Consider the following 20,371-nt stretch of genomic DNA (forward strand, 5'->3'; position numbering starts at 1 on the left):
GCGGGCGGCAGGGCGGGCCCGGGGGACGTTCCCTGGGCGGCGGGGCCGGCCGGGACAAAGTTCGTGCGTCGAAATGACTGCCGAGACCGGCCCCGCGCGCCTGCCGGGACCGTAGGCCTCCCGCCACTTCCAATGTAGCGCGCACCCGGGGGCTTGCTGCAAGGCCCCCCTGATGCCCCAAACTGGCCCCGACGTGCCCGTAAGCGGCGCACGATAAGGCTCGGAGAGGCGGGGTCGTGATGGTCGAGGTCATCGTTGCCGGGGGCGGTCCGACGGGGATGATGCTGGCCGGTGAGCTGGCGCTGGCGGGAGTGGAGGCGGCGATAGTGGAGCGACGCCCGACGCCGGAGCTGGTGGGCTCGCGCGCGGGCGGCTTCCACTCGCGCACGATCGAGATCTTGGATCAGCGCGGGATCGCCGACCGGTTCCTGGCCGAGGGCCAGCCCGTCCAGGCGGCGTTCTTCGGGAACACGGCGCTGGACGTCAGCGACTTTCCCACCCGCCACCCCTACACGCTCGGCCTGTGGCAGAACCATATCGAGCGGATCCTGGCCGGCTGGATCGAGGAACTGGGCGTGCCGGTCCATCGGGGGTTCGAGGTAACCGGCCTGGTCCAGGACGCCGCCGGTGTGGACGTGCATCTCGCCGACGGCGGGCCGATGCGCGCGCGGTACCTGGTCGGCGCCGACGGCGGACGCAGCGCTGTCCGCAAGGCGGCCGGCATCGGGTTCCCCGGCTGGGATGCGACGAAAAGCAGCCTGATCGCCGAGGTGGAGGCGACCGAGGAGACGCCGTCGGGCATGCGTATCGACGAAGTGGGGGTCCACGGGCTGCACCTGATGGAGGACGGGCGAACGGTGCGGGTGGTCGTGACCGAGAAGCAACTGGGGCCGGCGACCGAGCCCACCCTGGCGGACCTCGGCAAGGCACTGTCCGAGGTCTACGGCACCGACTTCGGGATCCACCATCCGACCTGGATCTCGCGCTTCACCGACGCCACGCGGCAGGCCGCGGCCTACCGCAGCGGACGCGTGCTGCTGGCCGGGGACGCCGCGCACGTCCATGCTCCTTCGGGCGGGCAGGGGATCGGGCTCGGCATCCAGGACGCCGTGAACCTCGGCTGGAAGCTCGCCTTGGTGGCCAAGGGCGCTGCCCCGGACAGCCTGCTGGACACCTACCACGCCGAACGGCACCCCGCCGATGCCCGCGCGCTCAAGCACACGATGGCGCAGTCGCTGATGCAGCGGGCCGACCCGCGCGTCGGCGCCTTGGCCGACACGGTGGCCGGACTGCTCACGATCGATGAGGCCCGGAAGCGGCTGGCTGCGCTCATCTCCGGACTGGACGTCCGCTACGACCTCGGCGAGGGGCACCCGTTGCTCGGGCGGCGCATGCCCGATCTCGACGTGGCCACCGCCAACGGCCCGCAGCGGGTGTTCACCCTCCTGCATGGAGCCCGCGCGGTGCTGCTGAACCTCGGCGCGCCGGGCAGCATCGGGTTGGGGCAGTGGGCGGACCGGGTGCAAATGGTGGACGCCGGATACGACGGCGGGTGGGAGCTTCCCGTGATTGGTTCGGTCAGCGCTCCGGCCGCGGTGTTGATCCGGCCCGACGGGCATGTTGCGTGGACGGGGGACGGGACCGGTCGGGGGCTGGAGGACGCGCTGGCCCGCTGGTTCGGTCCTTGAGACGCAAAAACTCCCCCGGTTTCCCGGGGGAGTTGACGCGGAGACGGGGGGATTTGAACCCCCGGTCGAGTTTAACCCCGACCCTTCATTAGCAGTGAAGTCCATTCGGCCGCTCTGGCACGTCTCCATACGCTATTGCTAGCCTCACAAGACTACCCAGAATCCCGGGCCAAGAGCAAAACCGCGAAGGGCTCAGCCGGTCAGCGCGCGCCACAGGAACGCGTGCGAGAGTGCCTGCAACCGGGCCGTCTGCTTGTTGTCGCTGGCGCCGGCGTGGCCGCCCTCGAGGGCTTCGTGGAACCAGACGTTCCCGACCCCGAGCTCCTGCATCCGCGCGGCCATCTTCCGGGCCTGCACCGGACCCACCCGGTCGTCCGAGGTGGCGGTCCAGATGAGTGTGTCGGGGTATTCGGTGCCCGGCTGGAGCAGGTGGTAGGGCGAGAACGTGCGGATGAACTCCCACTGCGCCGGGTCCTCGGGGTCTCCGTACTCCGCAATCCAGGAGTAACCGGCGGAGAGCTTGGTGTAGCGGGCCATGTCCAGCAGCGGCACCCCGCACGACACCGCGCCGAAAAGGTGCGGGTAGCCGGTCAGCATGTTTCCGACCAGCAGGCCGCCGTTCGATCCGCCGGCGCAGCCCAGCCGCTCCCGGCGGGTGACCCCGCGGTCCATCAGGTCCTGCGCCACCGCGGCGAAGTCCTCGTAGGCGCGGTGCCGGTTGGCTTGGAGCGCCGCCCGGTGCCAGCCCGGGCCGTACTCGCCGCCGCCGCGGATGTTGGCCACCACGTACACGCCGCCGCGGCCCTCCTCGCTGCGCTGTTCCAGCCAGGCCCGTCCCACCGTGCCGCTGTAGCCGGGCGTCCGAGCGACTTCGAACCCGCCGTAACCCGAGAGCAACACCGGGTTGCCGCCGTCGTACGCAAGATCCTTGGAACCGACCTGGAAGTAGGGCACCTGCGTGCCGTCCTTGGAGGTGGCGAAGTGCTGCTGGACCTCGTAGGCGGAGGCGTCAAAGTACGACGGCGATGCCTTGACTTCCAGCGCCGGCCCGCCGATGGTGCCGCGCGAGAGGGTCGACGGCGTGAGGTAGCCGGTGGCCACCAGCCAGTAGTCGTCGGATTCGTCGTCGTCCACCCCGGACGCATCCACGGCGTGCAGCGGCGGGCAGTCCCGGAGTTCTGAGGCGGCCCACTGCGCGGCGGGATCCAGCACCAGGATCCGGGACGAGACGTCCTGCAGCAGGTTGAGCAGCAGGTAGTTCCGGGTCCAGCTCCAGGACTGCAATGAGGTTGCGGCGTCGGGGGCGAAGAGGACCTGCAGGGAACGGTCGCCGGCGAGGAAAGCCTCCAGGTCGGCGGCGAGCAGGGAGCCGGCCGGGTGGACGGTGCCGTCCAGCTCCCAGTCGCCCCGCGGCCGCAGCAGCAGCCACTGGCGGTGGAGATCCACGTTCACGTCGGTGGGAACCTCGATGGGCAGCCACCCGCCGTCGCGCCGCAGGTAGGTGCGGTAGTTGAAGAAATCGATGACGTCCACCGCCACGTCCCGTTCGAAGCCGGGGGTGGAGTCGTGGCCCACTTGGGCCAGCATGTGGTCCCCGGGGACATCGAAGTACTCCGTGGCCGCCTCCAAAGCCTGGCCGCGGCGCAGGATGCGGCTGGTCCGCGGATAGGAAGAGGTGGTCAGCGAACCGGGGCCGAAGTCGGTGCCCAGCAGGAGGCGGTCCTCGTCCAGCCAGGAGACATAGCTCTTGGCCACCGGGATGTCGAAGCCGCCGGGCACGAAGGCGCGGTCCTCGACGTCGAACTCGCGCAGCCGCACCGCGTCGCCGCCGTCGGGGGAGAGCCGCAGCATGGCACGCCGGTAGCTGGTGCCGTCCGCCGGGCGCAGGAAGGACGAGCCGGCATAGACCCAGTCGACGCCCTCGGCGGCGGCCAGCGCGTCAACGTCCAGCAGCACCTCCCAGTCCGGGGAATCGGTCAGGTAGCTCTCCCAGCTGGTGCGGCGCAGCAGGCCGCGGGGGTTGGCCTTGTCCCGCCAGAAGTTGTAGTAGTGCGGGCCGCGCTTGATGACGGCCGGGATCCGGTCCTCCGCGTCCAGGACCTCCAGAATGCCGGCCTCCAGCGCCGTGAACGAGTCGTCCACGAGCTTGGCCTCGGTGCGCTGGTTTTGCGCCTTCACCCACTCCAGGGGCTTGTCGCCGTAGATGTCCTCGAGCCAGATGAAGTCGTCCTGGGGCAGATGCGCGGTGTCCTTGGCCATGGACCCATCCTAGGCATGCCGCCACGGGGGAGCAGGTATCCAACCCGTAGGCTAGACGGATGGACAATCCGGGCAGTTACCGTGTGGCGATCGTGGGCGCCGGCCCGCGGGGCACCTCCGTGCTGGAGCGGCTGCTGTCCAACCACCGGGCCCACGGCGGGGCGCGGCTGCGGATCCACCTGATCGATCCCTACCCGCCCGGCGCGGGGCATGTCTGGCAGCCGGGCCAGTCACGGTTGTTCCTGATGAACACCCCCTGCCTGTTCCCCACGGTGGTTCCGGCCCCGGGGACGGAGCAGGTGGGCCCCGATCCAGTGGCGGGCATGACCTTCGAGGCCTGGCGCTCCGCCGTGGCGGGCGGCAGCTTTGCCGAGGTGCCGCAGGACGACCGCGAGGAAGCCGCTGCGCTGGGGCCGGCCGATTTTCCCAGCCGGGCACTGTACGGGCGCTACCTGACTTGGACCTTCGCGCAGCTGGCCGCCCGGACCGGGGCGGACGTCTCCCTCACCGTGCATCCGGCGGAGGCCACCGGTCTCTCGGAGCACGACGGCGAATGGCAGCTTGAGCTGGCCGACGGTGCCACCGTGGCGGCGGACGCCGTGGTGCTTGCCCTGGGGCACGTCCCCGCGGCGCTGAATCCGGAGCAGCAGCAGCTTCAGGATGCAGCGGCCCGGCACGGCCTGAACTACCTGCCGCCCAATGTGCCGGCCGACGTGGACTGGGACCGGCTCCCGCCCGGCCGCACGGTGCTGGTGCGCGGCATGGGGCTGAACTTTTTCGACCTGATGGTCCAGGTTACCGAGGGCCGCGGCGGACGGTTCCTCCCGGCGACGGACACCGAGCCGCTGCGCTACGTCCCCTCGGGGAAGGAACCGCGGCTGGTGGCCGGCTCCCGCCGGGGCACGCCGTACCGGGCGAAGGCCCGGATCGACAGCTACATCCCGGCCGGAGTGGAGCTGCGGCATTTCACCACGCACGCGGCCCGCCTGTTCGCCGAAGCCGGCGTGCAGCCCGGCTTCGACCACGACCTGTGGCCGATGCTGCACCGCGACGTCTACTGGGCCTACTACTCCACGCTCGCGCGCGTGGAACCGGAGTGCCTGAGCGTGCCGCCGGAGGAGCTGCTGGCCGGGCTGGAGCAACTGCTGGCGGAGAAGACCGAGCCCGGCAGCCGCACCCTGCTGGTGCGGGCGGGGGCCTACCTGTCGGAACGGGTCGCCGGGCACCGGCTGCTCGACGTGGAGGCACTGGCCAAGCCGTTTAGCGGGCGCAAGTTCCCCGCCGAGGCGGACTACCAGCAGGCGGTGCTGGACTATCTGGATGACGATGCCCAAGGTTCCGCCCGCGGCACCGACGACCCGCTCAAGATGGCCATCGGGGCACTCAACGCCGGGCGCTCGCTGCTGAAGAAGATTGTGGCCGACGGCGGCATCACGGAGGAATCCTGGCTGGCCGAGCTGCGCGGCTGGTTCGAACCGCTGGTCGAAGGGCTGGCCAGCGGACCGCCGGCCCAGCGCATCGAGCAGCTGGCCGCCCTGGTGCGGGCCGGCATCGTCCGGTTCGCCGGGCCGGAGCCGGTCTACGAGGTGGACCCGGACAGCGGCCGGTTCCGGGTGACGTCGCCGTGGGTCGACGGAGCCGAATACACCGGGGCGTACCTGGTGGAGGCGATGATGCCGGCCAACCGGGTGGCCCACAACCGGTCGCCGCTGCTGCGCCGGATGCTCGAGGACGGCCTGGTCCGGCCGAGGCTGATGGTCGGCCCCAACGGGCAGCCGGTGACTGGGTCGGGCCTGGATGTGACGCTGCCCCCTTACCGTCCGCTGGACCGAAACGGCCATCCGGCCCGAAGCCTGTACGTGATCGGACTGCAGCTGTCCTCGGTGCAGTGGGGCACCTCGATCGCCGCCGAGGCCGGAGCACCGGGCGACACCGGCGGACGCACGCTGCAGGATGCGGACCGGATCGCGCGCGCCATCCTGGCGGCGGCCGACAACAGAAGCCTGGCCGGCTCGGAGCAGGCGGACACCGACGTCGTCGCGAGCGGGGTTCCGGGGTACTGACCCGGCCAAGGACGACGTAGGCCCTCCCGATGCGGGAGGGCCTACGCGGTGGTTTTTTACCGGCGTTGCCGCCTTACTTGTCCTTGCCCATGTCCAGGCCCACGATGATCGGATCGTGGTCGCTGGCCCGGTAGGGGTGCGGCGCATAGAAGTCGGTGGCGTTGTAGTTGTACCGGCTGTACTCCAGCGCGATCGACTCCACCGAGTTGATGTTCCAGATGTCGGCGCCCGTGACCTTCGCGTCCGCGGCGGGCGAGGCGAAGATGTAGTCCAGCGAGCCGACCATGCCGCCGAAGCTGTAGCTGTGCTCGCCTGTCTTGGCGCCCTGGTCGACGTACCCGGCGTCGGTCAGGACCCTGATCGGGTCCTCCTTCGCGTAGGAGTTGAAGTCGCCGGTCAGCAGCACCTTGTTGGTCCGGAACTGCTCCTGCAGCCGATCCGCGAACTCCACCAGGGAGTGCGCCTGCGCGGTGCGGGCTGCGTTCCAGGCACCCTGGCCGTGGTCGGCGTTCTCGCCCGAGCTGGGCCCCGAACCCTTGGACTTGAAGTGGTTGGCGATCACGATGAAGGTATCCGAGGGGCCGTTCTTGGCCTTGAAGGCCTGGGCCAACGGCTTGCGGGCGTTGGCGAAGGCCTCGGTGTCGTTGTGGATCACCGACTCCTTGACCGTCTTCACCGCGTCCTTCTTGTAGATGAAGGCCGTGCGGATGAAGTCCTCATCCGCCAGCGCCGGCAGCTCCTCCGGGGACCGGACGTAGTCCCAGCCGCCGTGCTGCGGCCCCTTGCCCGAATGCTTCCCGTCGTGGCGGGCGTCGCCGAAATCCGCATTCAGTGCCTTGGTCAGCGTGGCAAGGGCGGCGTCGCGGTCCTTGCCGAACTGGGCGGAGTTCTCGATCTCCTCCAGCGCGACGATGTCCGCGTCCAAGGCGTTGATCGCGGCAACGATCTTGGCCTGCTGGCGTTCCAGGTTCGCCGCGTCCCAGGCGCCGCGGGCGTCGCACCCGCGGGCCGTGATCGGGGTGCCGTCGCGGTCCAGGTACGCGTTGCAGTCCGGCACTTGGTCGCCCGTGGTGGTGAAGTAGTTCAGCACGTTGAACGACGCGACCTTCACGTCCCCGCGCACCTCCTCGGGGGAGGCGGTGCGGGTGTCCTGGAACGACGCCGGCTGGACCGTTCCGGCGTTCTCCACCGTCAGGTGGCCCAGCGGCTGGAACCGCCACAGGTTGAAACGGTAGTCCAGCACCACGTCCGTGGTGAACGCGGCGGGGGACCCCACCCGGACCGGATCGTCGGCGGAGAGGTAGGGCAGCGGGATGTCCTTGTTCGCGTCGGCGCCGAGATAGTTGACGCTTGAGCCGTCGTCCAGCGTGACGGCCAGGGCGGCGTTCTTCTCGGTTTCGGCCCAGAACGCGTCCGAACCGTAGGTCCCGACGGCGGTCGGCTGCACCAGCGGGGAGTTCCCGGCGGCCAGGCCGATTTCACCGTACTGGTTCAGGGAGTAGTTGTCGGTGACGGTGAAGCCGCCCTGGGGAGCCAGCAGCATGCCCTCGAACTTCTCGCGCTCGTCGTCGGTCTCGGGCCAACCGATGGCGGCCGCCTTCGGGGCCGCGGCCGCCTCGGTGAGCAGCTTGAGTCCGTCGGCGGCCACCGTGAGCTCGGTCAGCCCGTGGAACTCGCTGACCTTGCCCGTGACCTCCACGAAGTCGCCGGCCTCCACCTGGCCGACGGTAGCCGGGGAGTAGACGAAGACGGCATCGGACGCCGTCCGGGCTGCCACGTCGGTGTCGCCGCCAGTGCCCTCCGTCTGGATGTAGTAGCCGTCAAAGCCGCCCGTGGCGTAGGCAGCGGTAACCACGCCCCGGGTGGCCACGGTCTGGCCGGCCAGCGGGGACTGCATGCCGGTGCCTTGGATCTCGGCGATGGCCACGGACCGCGGCTGCGGATCGGGATCGCCGCCGCCGTCACCCCCGCCGGTGCCCTGCGGGGTGATGTCTTCGCTGAGGCTGAAGTCCGCGGAGTTGTTGTCGGTGTCCGTTCCGTCGGCGCGGTTCAGCGACCGGACGTCCTGGTTGTTGTCCGGCGCCCGGGCCGCCTCGGTTTCAAAGGTGTTCGAGGTGCCGTAGCCCAACAGGTCCACCACGTTGGCGCGGTCGACGACCGAGCCGGTGCCCAGGTCCGCCACCGCACCGGCCTGGTTCGACAGCACGAGGGTTCCTCTCGTGCCGGACGGGGCCATGCCGGTCACGAGGTCCGGTTCCGGCAGCTCTTCGCCGGAGCTGCCGTTCGAATTGGCCTGCACGAGGTAGTGTCCGCCGGCCTTGATGCTGCCGGACAGTTCTGCCACGGCACTCGGGTTTCCGGTGCCGGTGGCCGAGCGGTACTGCAGCGACCAGCCGTCGAGGCTGATGTCGCCATCCGTGGGGTTGTACAGCTCCACGAACTTGTTCCGGTAGGCCGCGCCGGCGCTGCCGCCGGACAGGTACGCCTCGTTGATGACCACATGGTCGCCGCCGGTGTCTCCGGCGATGGGGGCGGCGGGCAGCCGGAAGGTGGTTCCGGACGCGTCCGCGGTCAGTTGGAAGTAGCCGCCGTCCAGCGCGGTCGGTGCGGTGAACTCTATGGAGGCAGCGCCGTCGGCCACCGGGAAGGTGCCCAGTGCGGTGCTGGTGCCCGCGGCGTCGACGTAGGCCAGCGACACCTCGGTGGTCACCGGGGCGCCCAGCGACGTCAGGTCCAGCTTGGCGACCTGCACGCTGACCTGTTGGCCGGGACTGACGGATTCGGGGGCGCCGGTGAGCTGCACGCTGCGGCGGGCGAAGTCCGGGGAGATCGGGCTGTTGCCCCGGAGGTAGGCGATCCACGCGTCGCGGTCCACCAGGCCCGAGTCGCGGGTGTCGGTCCCGTCGTTGAAGATGTGGAAGTTGTCGCCGCCCTGGGCCAGGAAGCTGAAGGTGCCCACGCGGTAGCCGCGTTCCGGATCCAGCGGTTCGCCGTTGACCCAGACGCCGGTGATGCGCTCGCCCTCGGGCAGGGCCGGGTCGTAGGTGTAGTTGACGTTCTTGCTCAGGCCAAGCTGCAGATAGGCGCGGCTCGGCACGTCGCCGGCGGCGGTGCGCTGCCACTGCTGCTCCAGCATGGCCTCGACCTGCGCGCCGGTCAGCGTGGTGGTCCACAGGTTGTTCAGGAAGGGCAGCACCGCGTTGGCCTCGGCGTAGGTGACCGTGCCGTCGGGCGCGTAGTAGAGCTCGTTGCGCAGACCGCCGGGGTTCACCACGCCGATTTCCGCGCCGCCGCGTTCGGCGGAAGACAGCGATGCCAGCAGCGAGTCGGCGACCAGGTTGCCCAGCGTCGATTCGGAGGCGCGGTCGTCGCGGTCCGGCTCCGTGCCGGCATCCGGCCCGTCGGGCAGGAACGCGGTGGTGATGTCGGCGGTGACTGAGCCGACCGGTTGGGCGCCGATCTCCGCGGCGTGCTCGAGTGCGGCCTGGACGATCGCTGACACCTCGGCGACCCGCGGATAGTCGGCCACCAGGTCCCCGTCCGCGGTCTTGGTGCGCGGCACCACGGCCCCGGTGTGCGCCACGACCTCGTCTGTCCCGGCGTCATAGCTCAGCTGCACCTGGCCGATGTTCTCGCCGTAGGAGCCGGCCTGCACCACGGGCCGGGTCTTGCCCTCCGCGCCCGGGACCGGGGCGTCGAAGCTGTAGGCCTGGTGGGTGTGGCCATTGAAGATGACGTCAACGTCCGGGCTGGTCTCGTTGACGATCCGGTTGAACACGGCGCTGGCGCCTGCCGCGCCGCCCAGATCGGTGTTGGTGTTCGCTCCCTCGTGGAAGGACGCGATGATGACGTCGGCTTCGTCGCCTTCGCCGTCGGTCAGCCCGGCCGCCACCCGGTTGACGGCGTCCACCGGGTCGCCGAACTCCAGCTCCGCGATTCCGCCCGGGGACACCAGCGAGGAGGTTTCCTCGGTGACCACTCCGATCACGCCGACGCTCACGCCGTTGACCGTGGCCAGCTCATACTCGGGCAGGGCCGGCTCCGTGGTGCCGGCCCGGTACACGTTGGCGCCCAGCTGCGGGTAGTCGGACGCGGCCGCCACACGGTCGGCCAGGTCGGCGAAGCCGCCGTCGAACTCGTGGTTGCCCACCGCCGTCGTCGCCAATTCCAGGGCGTTGAGCACATCGATGGTCGGCCGGTCCTGCTGCGTGGAGGACGCGAAGACGGAGGCGCCGATGTTGTCGCCGGCGGAGGTGAACAGCGTCCCCTCGGGGTTCTGCGCGCGGAGCTGCTCCACCGTGCCGGCAAACTTGACCGTGTTCGCGTCGATCCGCCCGTGGAAATCGTTGATGCTCAGCAGATTCAGCTCGACCGGATCGGCCGCGTGCGCAGGCAACGCGGCGAAAGGCGCCGCCACCAAGCCTGCCGTCAGGACCGCAGCCAGCGCGGTCCTCGGTGATGAAGTAGCCATGTGGCCCTATCTCTCAGGTGGAAGTAATGCTCCTCGCACCGCAGGAAAGGGCTGCGGCACAGCTGGTTGCACGGTGCACAGGGCGCACCGCCCCCAGTCCAGCGGGCACGGATGAACGGGAGGTTACCCGAGGGCCAGAAGCAGGGGAAGACTTCTGTGAAAGAACGTTTAAATCTGGCCGGAGAACGGCTCCCGCTCTTGACAGGAGGGCCGGGGCGACGTTCTGGAAGCCAGCTTCGGGAAGCCAGCCGGAGCTATCACCGGGAAGCCAGCTCCGGGCGACGGCCGGAAGCTACCGCCGGGCGTCCTTGAGCGTGCCGGTGACGGGCTTCGAGCCTTCCTCGCCGAGCAGGCACAGCAGCTCCCGGTCTTCCTCGCCGGTCCAGCTGGCCTCGGTCGGGTTCAGGTAGGTCAGCTCCAGGGCCGAATCGTCGTAGGGGATGCCGGCGAAGGCCTCGAACTCGGCCACGCAGAACTCCTCGGCCTTGGCCGCCACTTCCTCGTCGCCGGGAAAGTCGCCCTCGGGCAGGTTGCTGGCGGCGAACGCCTCCAGCTCGTGGGCCTGGTCGCACGGCACGAACTCCACCTCGGTCAGGCGGTCGGTGTCTGGATTGTTCAGGCAGTCGCCCACCTTGATCGCGTAGGCGCCGGCAGAGGCGGCCTCCGTCACGGCACCGGATTCATCCCGCGGCGGTTCCTCCGTTTCACCCCCGCATCCGCTGAGCATCGCCAGAAGAACGACGGCGGCGGCCGCCTTGAGCGGGCGGCGGACAGGTGCTGGCAGGCAGGGCACGGGGGACTCCTCAAGCTTTGGTGCGAACGACTCCTAGCCGAGGGTATACCGGGGGAGCACCGGGCCAGAATACTTGACGCCGGATGGCCGGCGTTCGGATGGCCGGCGTCCGGCCCATCCGGCGCGGCGGGCCCGGAACCGCGGCATGGTCTGGGAGCACAAATGCAGCAGGTGCCCGGGCCGAACGGCCCGGACACCTGCTGCGAAGCGGAAGGTATGGGATTTGAACCCATGAGACGGGGTTACCGCCTACTGGTTTTCAAGACCAGCTCCTTCGGCCGCTCGGACAACCTTCCTCACCTTGTAGTCTGACACGGAGGGGACTACCCGGGCAAAGCGCGCAGGCACCGGGGTTTTGATGCCCAGGACAAGGCGAAAGGCTGGTATGAAGGCGGTTTTCTACGACGGAGCAGGCGGACCCGAGGTCCTGAGCATGCGGGACACCGAAGCCCCGCAACCGGCCGAGGGCGAGGTGGTGATCGACGTCGCCGCCGCGGGCGTCAACCGCGCCGACGTCCAGCAGCGCCTGGGCGTCTACCCGCCGCCGCCCGGCGCATCCGAGATCCCCGGCCTGGAAGTATCGGGCCGGGTAGCCGCGGTCGGCCCGGGCGTCGGCGGGCTTCGGGTGGGCGACGAAGTGTGCGCCCTCCTGGCCGGCGGCGGCTACGCCGAGCAGGTGGCGGTTCCGGCGGGCCAGGTGCTTCCGGTCCCGCGGGGAATCGATGTGGTGACGGCCGCGGCCCTGCCGGAGGTGGCGGCCACCGTCTTTTCCAATCTCTTCATGGCCGCGGGTGTGCAGGCCGGGGAAACGGTGCTGATCCACGGCGGTGCCGGCGGCATCGGCACGATGGCCGTCCAGCTGGTTGCCGCGTTCGGTGCGATCCCTGCGGTGACGGCCGGCAGCCGGGAAAAGCTCGACGTCGCGCGTGGGCTGGGCGCCGAGGTGCTGATCAACTACCGCGAGGAAGACTTCGTCGAGCGGATCAAGGACGCCACCGGAGGCCGGGGCGCCGACGTCATCCTGGACGTGGTGGGCGCCAAATACCTGCAGCGCAACGTGGACGCGCTCGCCACCTCCGGACGGCTGGTGGTGATCGGGCTGCAGGGCGGGGCCAAGGCCGAACTGAACCTCGGCCAGTTGATGGCCAAACGCGGGGCAGTCATCGGCACGACCCTCCGGGCCAGGCCCGCAGAGGAGAAAGCCGCCATCATGCGGGCGGTAGCCGAGCATGTCTGGCCGCTGGTCGTCTCCGGCGACGTCAAGCCCCAGATGCACCGCACGTTCGCCCTGTCGGACGCGGCGGCGGCCCACGAGTACTTCGATTCCGGCGAACACACCGGCAAGATCCTGCTCACTACCTCCTGAAATCGGCCTTCCCGTTCCCTCCAAGCGGCGTCGCTGCTACGGTGCTGCGTAAAAGCGGACGGCGTTCCATGAGGGGAGCATCATGAGCGAGAAATTCAGCGGGCCCAGGCCCGGGCAACCCGGGGAGAGCGGTGCCACATCCGACGTGCTGGTGCAGGATCCCAGCCTCCCGCCGGTAGCGCTGGATCCGGCCGCGGAGGCCGATGCCCACAGGTGGACCCCAACCAAGATCGTGATCTGGGTGGCCATCGCCCTGCTGGGCGCCGTGAGTTGGAGCATCCTCGCGTTTTCGCGGGGCGAAACGATTAACGCCATCTGGTTCGTCTTCGCGGCCGTCTGCACGTATTTCATCGCCTACCGGTTCTACTCCAAGTTCATCGAGAACAAGCTCACCCGCCCCAACGACCTGAGGGCGACGCCGGCTGAGTACAACGCGGACGGCAAGGACTTCGTCGCAACCGACCGCCGCGTGCTCTACGGCCACCACTTCGCCGCCATCGCAGGCGCCGGTCCGCTGGTCGGTCCCATCCTCGCGGCGCAGATGGGCTACCTGCCGGGTACCCTGTGGATCATCGTCGGCGTGGTCCTGGCCGGGGCGGTCCAGGACTACCTGGTGCTGTTCTTCTCCATGCGCCGCGGCGGCCGTTCGCTGGGCCAGATGGCCCGCGAGGAACTCGGCGTCATCGGCGGCACGGCTGCCCTGATCGCCACGCTGACCATCATGATCATCATCGTGGCGATCCTGGCCCTGGTAGTGGTAAACGCCCTGGGCGAATCGCCATGGGGCGTCTTCTCGGTGGCGATGACCATCCCCATCGCCATCTTCATGGGCATCTACCTGCGTTTCCTCCGGCCGGGCAAAGTCAGCGAGGTCTCCCTCATCGGCTTCGTGCTGCTGATCGCCGCCATCATCGGCGGCGGGATGATCGCGGACACCGAGTGGGGCGCAGCGGTCTTCACGCTGGACAGGACCACCATCGCCTGGGGCATCATCATCTACGGCTTCATCGCGGCGGTACTGCCGGTGTGGCTGCTGCTGGCCCCGCGGGACTACCTCTCCACGTTCATGAAGATCGGCACCATCCTGATGCTGGCGCTGGCCATCGTGCTGGTGCGCCCGGAGATCAACGTGCCGGCGTTCAGCGAGTTCGCCGGCCGCGACGACGCCCCCGTGGTGGCCGGTTCGCTGTTTCCCTTCCTCTTCGTCACCATTGCCTGCGGCGCACTCTCGGGATTTCACGCGCTGATCTCCTCGGGAACCACGCCCAAGATGGTGCAGAAGGAGAGGCAAACCCGCTTCATCGGCTACGGCGGAATGCTGATGGAGTCCTTCGTGGCTATCATGGCGCTGGTCGCGGCCATCTCGATCGACCGCGGTATCTACTTCGCGATGAACGCTTCCGCGGCGGCCACCGGCGGCACGGTCGAAGGCGCAGTGGCCTTCGTCAACGGCCTGGGCCTGGCCGGCGTCAACCTGACACCGGACATGCTAACCGACCTGGCTAGCAATGTCGGCGAGGAATCGGTGGTTTCGCGCACCGGCGGCGCGCCCACCCTCGCCGTCGGCCTGGCTCACATCATGCAGGGGCTGATCGGCGGCATCGGGATGATGGGCTTTTGGTACCACTTCGCCATCATGTTCGAGGCGCTGTTCATCCTCACCGCGGTCGACGCCGGCACCCGCGTGGCCCGCTTCATGCTGCAGGACACCGTCGGCAACGTCCTGCCGAAATTCAAGAACATGTCCTGGCGTCCCGGCGTCTGGATCTGCACGGCCATCATGGTGGCGGGCTGGGGCTACATTCTCATCCTGGGCGTCACGGATCCACTGGGCGGCATCAACACGTTCTTCCCGCTCTTCGGCATCGCCAACCAGCTGCTGGCGGCCATCGCGCTCGCGGTCTGCCTCGCCATCGCGGCCAAGCGCGGGGCGTTTAAATACCTGTGGATCATCGGGCTGCCGCTGGCCTTCGCCGCCGTCATCACCATTTGGGCCTCGATCCTGAAGATCTTCAGCCCCGATGTGAAGGTGGGCTATTGGGCCAATCACATCGCCCACCGCGAGGCACTGGCGGCCGGCGAGACGAGCCTTGGGAACGCCGCCTCGGTGGCGGAAATGGAGGCGGTGGTCCGCAACACCGGGGTGCAGGGCACGCTGTCCATCGTGTTCGTGGTGCTGACCATCATTGTCATCGCCACCGCACTCATCGCCACCTATAAGTCTTGGCGGCTGGGCGGGGAACCCTCGCACGAGGACCCCGCGGTGGTCTCCGCCATCTACGCGCCGTCCGGCCTCGTGGCTACCCGGCCGGAGAAGGAACTGGAGAAACAATGGAACGAGCTGCCCGCCGATACCGGGCGCACCAAGGCGGGGCACTGATGTCCGGCGTCATCTGGCCCATGGCCAGGAGCGGCTGGCAGAGGTTCGCCTGGTTCTTCCAAGGGGTGATGGGCGAGCACGCCTATCAGGACTATCTTCGGCACCACCGGCGGGCACATCCCGGCACGGAGCCGATGAGCGAGCGCGAGTTCTGGCGGGACAAGACGGACCGGCAGGAGAACAACCCGCAGGGACGCTGCTGCTGACCGGATATGCTCTGCGCCCACTGTCCGTCTCTGGCAAGATGAAAACATGAGCGAAGAGCAGACGCCGCAGCCGGCAGAACCGGTCATCCTCCCCGCGCTGCCCAGCGGCCACAGCCCGGCCGGCGGAGAGCCACTGAACCCGGGGCCGGGTCCCGCCGCGCGGCGGTCCGGCCGCGGCAATTCGGCGCTGGCCGACCTGGTCGATGAACCGGCGAAGGTCATGCGGATCGGCACGATGGTCCGCCAACTGCTCGAGGAAGTGCGCAGCGCCCCGCTGGACGATGCAGCCCGCGTCCGGCTGGCCGAAATCCATGAGCGGTCCGTCAAGGAGCTTGAGGACGGGTTGGCACCGGAGCTGATCGAGGAACTGCACCGGATCAACCTGCCGTTCACCGACGACTCCACGCCGTCGGACGCCGAGCTGCGCATCGCCCAGGCGCAGCTGGTCGGCTGGCTGGAGGGCCTCTTCCACGGCATCCAGACCGCCATCGCGGCGCAGCAGGCCCTCAACCAGCAGATGGCGGCCCGCATGCAAATGCGCCAACTGCCGCCCGGCACCATGATCGCGCCCGGCGTCGTGATTGGCGACGACGGTGAACCGCGCCGGGCCACCGGAGCCGAGGGGGAGAACGCCGGCCCGGTGCAGGGCGGCGAACGGCACACCGGACCCGGACAGTACCTGTAGGGCCGGTGGCGCTCTTCGGTGCCGCCCGGCAGGCCCGCCGGGAGGATAAGGAACTCGGCAAGGGGATTTGGCGCCGCGCGCACGACCGTTTCCGGCGTGCCCTGGAGCGCTACCACCAGGTCCTCGAGGGCGTGGAGGATGACGGTCTCTACTGCGAGCTGCTGCCGATAGCCGACCAGCTGGCCGGCCTCCTGCCGCGCGTGCGCAGCTGCTGCACCACCGCCCAGTCGCTGCATCCCACCGACGGCTTGGATATTCCCGGCGGCGTGCTGGCAGATGTCCACCGCAGCCTTTCCAGGGCGGGCAACTCCCTGGCGGCGGCCGCCCAGGCCGCGGCGATGGTCAGGCTTGGCGGCAGCCAAGGCTACGAAGCCGGCGTCGAGAACGTGCGCCGCCGCGCCGCCGTCGTGCTCGCGGACCTAACCGATGCCGAGCGCCTGCTGGCCGGCCTGAAGCACTGACCTGCACCCTGCCCTCGGGGCCGCCTAAGCCCGGACCCCTGCGACGGATCGAAGCCATGGCAGAATCTGCCGCAGCGGGACAGGCTCACATTCGTCGAAGTACGGGGGAGGTTCAGCGCAGGGACTGCCCTCGTTGGGACTGGGCAAAGCTAATCATCGAGCCGGCGCCTGCCAACACGGGCTCGAGCTGCAGTAGAGTGCAAGGCAGGTTCCGCGTTGCGCCTTTGCCGCCGCTTGCCACGTTCAGGGCGATGGTTTTGCCGCCGTGTAGTGGGTAAGGGCACAGCGCCAGCGGCCGTCCCGTTTAACGAAGATGTCCGTGGTCCACTCATCGGCGTCACTTTGGCGGCCCAGATAGTGTGCGGTGCTAGTGATGCGGGACGTCAGGGCCGCGGTGTCACCCCACACACGGATCCGGGTCTGCCCCACGACGTCCATAGCTGAATGGGTCAGGTCACCGGACGCGACGAGGGTGAGGAACTTTTCCCCCGGGGAGACTCCAGATTCAGAGACGATGACCCAATCGTCCGTGACGAACGTGGCGATGCGGTCCGCGTCGTTACTGACGATTGCCTCCGCCCAGCCCGTGGCGATGGCAAGCAAGTCTCCCTCGACGGAGTCCGCAGGGTGCTGGGAAGCGCCCGGGTGCCGGTTTGGGGAGCCCATGGCCATATTGCAGTTTCGCAGGCCCCTGGGGGTCAGGGGAAGATGCTGCCCCCGAGTTGCGCCGACCGCCGCACCTTGGCGAAAGAGTGACAGTCAGCTTGAAACACCGACTTACCCAAAGGGAGTGCGCGGGATCCAGTACCTTTGTCGCGCCGCATGAGAAAACCCTCAGAACCGTTGAATTCTAGGGGTTGTTGCGTGAGCCCCTGGGCCATGCCTCGGAGGCTACAACCGCGAAGTGGTCATCGCCCGCGCCGCCCTGATTCCAAACTACTCGGCCGGCCTGGGTGGGATGGCACCAAGCCGGGTCACCGCACGGCCTTAGGCAAATACGGCGAGGCCGTACACCGCGAAAACCACGATATGGGCTGCGCCGTGCATCGCCGTCACCCTCTTGGAAGCAAGCGTTGTCACCGACAGCATCAGCGTGACGCCAAGGAGTAACAGGTTTACTGGTGACTCGCCGAGCACGACGGCTTGACCAGTGAGGGAACCGATAATGAGGACGGCGGGGATTGTCAGGCCTACCGTGGATACCAGGGCACCGTGACACAAATTGCTGACACGCTGAATCTCGCCCTGCAACGCTGCGCGCACGGAGGTGATCGACTCCGGCAAGAAAACAATTATGGCGATAAGAATGCCCGAAAGTGCCACCGGGGCACCGACGCGTTCGAGCCCGTCATCCAGAAGCGTGGCCATGTCGTGTGACAAAAGCACGATGGGCAGTACCGTCACGATGAGCAATGCGGTCCGCAGCAATACCTCGGTCCGATGTTCGGCGACGACCTGGGTGACGTTACTGCGGCCCTGCACCGCTGCGTCACTGCCGGGTGCGTTCGAACCGCCGGCGAAGCGGGAATCGACTTCACGGAAGTCGTTGGCTTGCCTACCCATCTGCCGGTAGAGGAAGAAGGCGTAGAGGGCGAGGGTCAGCACGATGATGGGGATCGCCTGCTCCGGCGTGTAGGAGCCGTCACGCCCGATCAGGGCCGGCAGGGCAAACGCCAGCGAGGCGAGAACGATGAGCAGGGCGAGGTAGGAGGAGGTGCCGGTTCGGTTGTGGCCCAAATTGCCGTGCTTGATTGCACCAGCGACAACAGAGAGCCCGATCACCCCGTTGAGGATGATCATCGACACGGCCATGACCGAGTCTCGGGCGATGGTGGGGTGCTCGCCGGGTCCCAGCATGACGGCGGAAATGAGCACCACCTCGATCAGCACGATCGAGAGTGTGAGGACCAGGGAGCCGTAGGGGTCATTAAGTCGGTGGGCTAGATGCTCGGCTTCGTGCACCACCCCGAAGGAGCAAACCAGTATGACCCCAACGATGACTATGAGTGCCGTGACCAGCAGCCATTCGGGAACTGGTGGCTCGAGCAGGGGCCCGGCGAAGACCAGTCCGATGACGGCGCCCCAGCCGACAACGAGGCGCAGGAGGGCGGCTGGCGTAAAGATGGATTGCGCAGTTGAGGAAACCATAGGGCTGAACCCATTCCACGAGGCCGTCCCCGTGTCGATCGAGACGAACGGGCCGTCCCGTCCGAAGCGTTAGTGTAACGGGAAGAGCCCCGGAATCTGGAGCCCCCTGCCAGAATCGAACTGGCGACCTTTTCATTACGAGTGAAACGCTCTACCGACTGAGCTAAGGAGGCGGGGATTGTGACCGTTTCCGGGCCGAATCCACGAAGAACAACTATATGGGAGCCGTGCCGGGCCGGTCAAAACGACCGGCCCCGCGCCGGGTCAGGAGCAGACGGTGCCCTCGGCCGGCATGGTGCCCTCGGCGAAGTAGTTGTCCACCGCGTCGCGGATGCACGTGTTGCCGCGCCCGTACGCCGTGTGGCCTTCGCCCTCGTAGGTCAGCAGCGTGGCCGACGCCAGGTCCGCGGCCATGGCTTCAGCCCACTCGTAGGGGGTGGCCGGGTCGCCGGTGGTGCCGATCACCAGCATCGGCGCGGCCCCCTCGGCGTGGATCGGGGCGCGTTCACCGGTCGGCTCGTACGGCCAGTTCTTGCAGTTGGCCCCGCCGTAGGCCAGGTAGCGGCCGAGGGTGGGGGAGGCCTGCTCCAGTTCCTTGGCGTCCTCACGCATGGCGGCCAAATCGGTCTCCATCGGATAGTCCAAACAGTTGACCGCCATGAAGGCGAACGTGCTGTTGCTGGTGTAGCGGCCGTCAGAATCGCGGCCGGCGCTGCTGTCCGCCAGCAGCAACACGGTGCTGGGGTCGCCCTGGAACGCGCTGGTCAGCGCCTGGGTGAGGATCGGCCAGCTGGCGTCGTCGTACAGGGGAACCAGCAGGCCGGAGACAAAGGTGCCGACCGGTACCAGGCGGCCGTCCGATGCGGTGAGGGGGCTCTCCTCGACCGAGCGGATCAGATCGCGCAGCTGCGCCACGGCGTCGTCCACGCTGCCGCTCATCGGACAGCCCGCGTTCTCCAGGCAGAACTCCGCGTAGGCGTGGATGGTGTCCTCGAAGGCGGCGGCCTGGCCGAGCGTGATCTGCTCGTTGCTCAGCGAGGGATCCAGCGCACCGTCCAGCACCATCCGGCCGGTCCGCTCCGGGAACAGCCCCGCGTAGGTGGCGCCCAGGAACGTGCCGTAGGAGAAGCCCAGGTAGTTTAGCTTTTCGTCGCCGACGACGGCCCGAATGATGTCCATGTCCTTGGCGGCACTGACAGTGTCCACATGGCCCAGAACCTCGCCGGTCTTCTCCGCGCACTGGGCGGCGAGCTCGGCCGCATCGTCGATCGCCCGCTGGAGGTCCTCGGCCGAGTCGCGGTCGTACTCCATCTGCCGGGACTCGTCGCGTTCGGCGTCCGTCTGGCAGGTCACCGGCGCCGAGCGCTGCACGCCGCGCGGATCGAAGCCGACCAGGTCGTACTCGCTCCGGAGCCGCTCTGAAAACATTGTCTGGAGGCCATCGCGCAGCAGGTCGTAGCCGGAGCCGCCGGGGCCGCCCGGATTGACCAGGACCGAGCCCTGTGCCGAACCGCCGGCGTCGCTGCGGATGGCGGCGATCTGGATGCTTTCGCCGCCGGCATCCGAGTAGTCGAGCGGCACGTCGACGTCCGCGCACTCCAACCCCTTCTCGCACGGCTGCCAGTCGACGTCCTGCGTGTAGTACGGCATCAGTTCTTCGGCCACGCCGTTGGTGACCTGCGCCGGGTCAGCGGGCTCGCGCTCCTGTTCCGGGGCGATCACGGAACAGCCGGTGCCCAGCAGGAGGACGACGGCGGCCAGCACCGCTGCTGCGGAACGGCGCGGTGAAGCGGGGTGCCTGGGGCGGGTGCGGGGCATGCGGGCGGCTCCTGGATTGTGCTGCGTGCGGGT

At 68.6% G+C, this 20,371-nt stretch carries 13 protein-coding genes and 3 tRNA genes; 7 read left to right on the forward strand and 9 right to left on the reverse strand.

Annotated features, from left to right (window positions below):
- Window positions 1-239 precede the first annotated feature (239 nt).
- Window positions 240-1,688, forward strand: a complete 1,449-nt coding sequence (locus AC5RV2_RS03985) for an FAD-dependent monooxygenase (protein ID WP_494091297.1) — start codon at window positions 240-242, stop codon at window positions 1,686-1,688.
- 38 nt (window positions 1,689-1,726) lie between these two features.
- Here the strand turns inward: AC5RV2_RS03985 and AC5RV2_RS03990 are convergent.
- Together AC5RV2_RS03990 and AC5RV2_RS03995 are read right to left on the reverse strand one after the other, a co-directional pair.
- Window positions 1,727-1,815 (reverse strand) — tRNA-Ser (locus AC5RV2_RS03990).
- A 65-nt stretch (window positions 1,816-1,880) separates the two neighbouring features.
- Window positions 1,881-3,947 (reverse strand): prolyl oligopeptidase family serine peptidase, encoded by a 2,067-nt coding sequence (locus AC5RV2_RS03995; RefSeq protein WP_494091278.1) that lies wholly within the window; start codon window positions 3,945-3,947, stop codon window positions 1,881-1,883.
- Window positions 3,948-4,006: 59 nt separating this feature from the next.
- On the opposite strand from AC5RV2_RS03995, the gene AC5RV2_RS04000 reads away from it, so the two are divergent.
- Entirely contained in the window at window positions 4,007-6,010 is a 2,004-nt protein-coding gene (locus tag AC5RV2_RS04000) for an FAD/NAD(P)-binding protein (protein ID WP_494091279.1), read from the forward strand.
- 73 nt (window positions 6,011-6,083) lie between these two features.
- On the opposite strand, the gene AC5RV2_RS04005 is transcribed toward AC5RV2_RS04000, so the two are convergent.
- The 3 genes from AC5RV2_RS04005 to AC5RV2_RS04015 form a co-directional block, all read right to left on the reverse strand.
- Window positions 6,084-10,481 carry an ExeM/NucH family extracellular endonuclease gene (locus AC5RV2_RS04005; RefSeq protein ID WP_494091280.1) on the reverse strand — a complete coding sequence of 1,466 codons (4,398 nt, stop codon included), beginning with the start codon at window positions 10,479-10,481 and terminating at the stop codon, window positions 6,084-6,086.
- Window positions 10,482-10,773: 292 nt separating this feature from the next.
- Window positions 10,774-11,274 carry a septum formation family protein gene (locus tag AC5RV2_RS04010; RefSeq protein ID WP_494091281.1) on the reverse strand — a complete coding sequence of 167 codons (501 nt, stop codon included), beginning with the start codon at window positions 11,272-11,274 and terminating at the stop codon, window positions 10,774-10,776.
- A 208-nt stretch (window positions 11,275-11,482) separates the two neighbouring features.
- Window positions 11,483-11,570: transfer RNA gene (locus tag AC5RV2_RS04015), tRNA-Ser, on the reverse strand.
- 89 nt (window positions 11,571-11,659) lie between these two features.
- On the opposite strand from AC5RV2_RS04015, the gene AC5RV2_RS04020 reads away from it, so the two are divergent.
- The 5 genes from AC5RV2_RS04020 to AC5RV2_RS04040 all read left to right on the forward strand — a co-directional run bounded on the left by AC5RV2_RS04020 (window position 11,660) and on the right by AC5RV2_RS04040 (window position 16,372).
- Window positions 11,660-12,640 carry an NAD(P)H-quinone oxidoreductase gene (locus AC5RV2_RS04020; protein WP_494091282.1) on the forward strand — a complete coding sequence of 327 codons (981 nt, stop codon included), beginning with the start codon at window positions 11,660-11,662 and terminating at the stop codon, window positions 12,638-12,640.
- A gap of 82 nt (window positions 12,641-12,722) precedes the next feature.
- Window positions 12,723-15,020: a carbon starvation CstA family protein gene (locus AC5RV2_RS04025; RefSeq protein WP_494091283.1), complete on the forward strand. Its 2,298-nt coding sequence runs from the start codon at window positions 12,723-12,725 to the stop codon at window positions 15,018-15,020.
- Entirely contained in the window at window positions 15,020-15,226 is a 207-nt protein-coding gene (locus tag AC5RV2_RS04030) for a YbdD/YjiX family protein (RefSeq protein ID WP_494091284.1), read from the forward strand. Before AC5RV2_RS04025 ends, AC5RV2_RS04030 begins: the two co-directional genes overlap by 1 nt.
- A 46-nt stretch (window positions 15,227-15,272) precedes the next feature.
- A complete protein-coding gene (locus tag AC5RV2_RS04035) occupies window positions 15,273-15,911 on the forward strand; it encodes a bacterial proteasome activator family protein (RefSeq protein ID WP_494091285.1) in 639 nt (212 codons plus the stop codon).
- Window positions 15,912-15,916: 5 nt separating this feature from the next.
- Window positions 15,917-16,372 (forward strand): hypothetical protein, encoded by a 456-nt coding sequence (locus AC5RV2_RS04040; protein WP_494091286.1) that lies wholly within the window; start codon window positions 15,917-15,919, stop codon window positions 16,370-16,372.
- Window positions 16,373-16,615: 243 nt separating this feature from the next.
- On the opposite strand, the gene AC5RV2_RS04045 is transcribed toward AC5RV2_RS04040, so the two are convergent.
- From AC5RV2_RS04045 to AC5RV2_RS04060, 4 genes are all read right to left on the reverse strand, one after another.
- Window positions 16,616-17,038, reverse strand: coding sequence for a nuclear transport factor 2 family protein (locus tag AC5RV2_RS04045; RefSeq protein ID WP_494091287.1), 423 nt, complete (start codon window positions 17,036-17,038; stop codon window positions 16,616-16,618).
- A 321-nt stretch (window positions 17,039-17,359) separates the two neighbouring features.
- A complete protein-coding gene (locus AC5RV2_RS04050) occupies window positions 17,360-18,520 on the reverse strand; it encodes a calcium:cation antiporter (RefSeq protein WP_494091288.1) in 1,161 nt (386 codons plus the stop codon).
- A gap of 97 nt (window positions 18,521-18,617) precedes the next feature.
- Window positions 18,618-18,693, reverse strand: a tRNA-Thr gene (locus tag AC5RV2_RS04055).
- 91 nt (window positions 18,694-18,784) lie between these two features.
- Entirely contained in the window at window positions 18,785-20,338 is a 1,554-nt protein-coding gene (locus AC5RV2_RS04060; protein ID WP_494091289.1) for an alpha/beta hydrolase, read from the reverse strand.
- Window positions 20,339-20,371 lie beyond the last annotated feature (33 nt).

The organism is Arthrobacter sp. Y3225116, assembly GCF_059091245.1.